We start from the raw sequence: 1,993 nt of genomic DNA on the forward strand, positions 1-1,993 counted from the left end.
CCAGGTTCTTATATGGCTAACTACCAGCAAGGTATGGAGACGGTATTTGGCAATTCTTGGAGGGTTGCTCTTGCCTCTATGGTCGCATTTTGGTGCGGCAGTTTTGTTAATAGTTATACCTTGGCCAAAATGAAGATCTTGACGCAGGGTCGTCATCTTTGGATGCGCACGATAGGCTCTACAGCTTGCGGGGAGTTGGTGGACTCCTCCTTGTTCTATATGCTGGCTTTTTACGGCCTCTGGCCTCTAAATGAGGTCTTGGCTGTCGCGATCTCTCAATACGTTCTGAAGACCGCCTGGGAGGTTCTGGCAACACCTTTAACCTACTGGGTGGTTGGTTTTCTGAAACGCAAGGAAAACCAAGACCACTTCGATATTCATACGAATTTCACGCCATTTAAGCTGAAAGTCTAAATTACGGCTTTTTTGAGCGCAAGCCGTTAAAATAACGGTCTTTGATGCAAAACTTGCATCTGCACCCTAGTATTGACCTATCAGAAAGTAAGAACACATCCGTGCTGTCCGCATCTAATATCACTATGCAGTTTGGGGCAAAACCCCTGTTTGAAAATATTTCCGTTAAATTTGGTGGCGGTAATCGCTATGGCCTAATTGGTGCCAACGGTTGCGGTAAATCTACCTTTATGAAGATTCTAGGTGGGGAGTTAGAGCCTACTAGCGGAAATGTAAGCTTAGATCCGGGCATTCGCTTAGGTAAGTTGCGTCAAGACCAGTTTGCGTATGAAGATGTGCGCGTACTTGATGTAGTGATGATGGGTCATGAGGAGATGTGGAAGGCTGCAGCCGAACGGGATGCCATCTATGCCAACCCAGATGCCACTGACGAAGATTACATGAAGGCTGCTGAGCTCGAGGGCAAGTATGCAGAGTACGGCGGCTATACCGCAGAGGCAAAAGCAGGGGAGTTGTTGTTAGGTATCGGTATTCCTATTGAGCAGCACAATGGCCCAATGAGCAATGTGGCTCCAGGCTGGAAGTTGCGCGTATTACTAGCGCAAGCTTTGTTCTCCGATCCAGATGTTCTCTTACTCGATGAGCCAACCAATAACTTAGATATTCATTCCATTCACTGGCTTGAGGATATTCTCAATCAAATTAAGAGCACGATTGTCATTATTTCCCACGATCGCCACTTCCTCAATGAAGTGTGCACGCATATGGCAGACATGGACTATGGAACACTCAAGGTCTATCCAGGCAACTACGACTCTTACATGCTGGCTTCAGTACAGGCAAGATCGCAACAACTGAGCAATAACGTCAAAGCCAAAGAAAAAATTGCTGAATTAGCGGCCTTCGTGGCCCGATTCTCAGCCAATGCATCGAAGGCACGTCAAGCGACTTCACGTCAACGTCAGTTGGAGAAGATTGAGATTGTTGAAGTGAAACCTTCTTCACGTCAGAATCCTTTTATTCGTTTTGACGCTGAGAAAAAACTTCACAACATGGCTGTTGAGTGCAATGCACTAACTAAAGCTTACGACCGTCCAATTTTTAAAAACTTCAAGATTGGTATTCGTGCTGGGGAAAAGATCGCCATCATTGGTCAAAATGGTGCAGGTAAGACAACATTATTAAAAACCATCTTAAGTAAACGCTTCGAAGGAATTCCTGCGGATAGTGGTGATGTGAAATGGGCTGAAAACGCCAACGTGGGCGTGATGCCTCAAGACAATACCGAGATGTTCGCAAAAGACGAATTGCTCATGGATTGGATGAACAACTGGCGCAATACAGGCGACGATGATCAAGTGATTCGTGGCACATTGGGCCGCTTACTATTCTCAGGCGATGATATTGGTAAGTCTGTCAAAGTATTATCTGGCGGCGAGAAGGGCAGAATGATTTGGGGCAAATTAATGCTTCAAAAATATAACGTCCTTGCAATGGATGAGCCAACCAATCATATGGATATGGAATCTATTGAAAGCTTGCAAATTGCGCTTGAGAAATTTGACGGCACTTTGATATT

2 protein-coding genes are annotated in these 1,993 nt (G+C 45.4%); both read left to right on the forward strand.

Annotated elements, in window-relative coordinates; genetic code table 11:
• Window positions 1-414, forward strand: a 414-nt coding sequence (locus B7Y67_RS16280; protein ID WP_293599528.1) for a queuosine precursor transporter, incomplete at its 5' end; no start/stop codon positions are given.
• A gap of 101 nt (window positions 415-515) precedes the next feature.
• A partial coding sequence (locus B7Y67_RS16285; RefSeq protein ID WP_293599529.1) for an ABC-F family ATPase occupies window positions 516-1,993 on the forward strand: 1,478 nt, incomplete at its 3' end.

Source organism: Polynucleobacter sp. 35-46-11 (assembly GCF_002281105.1).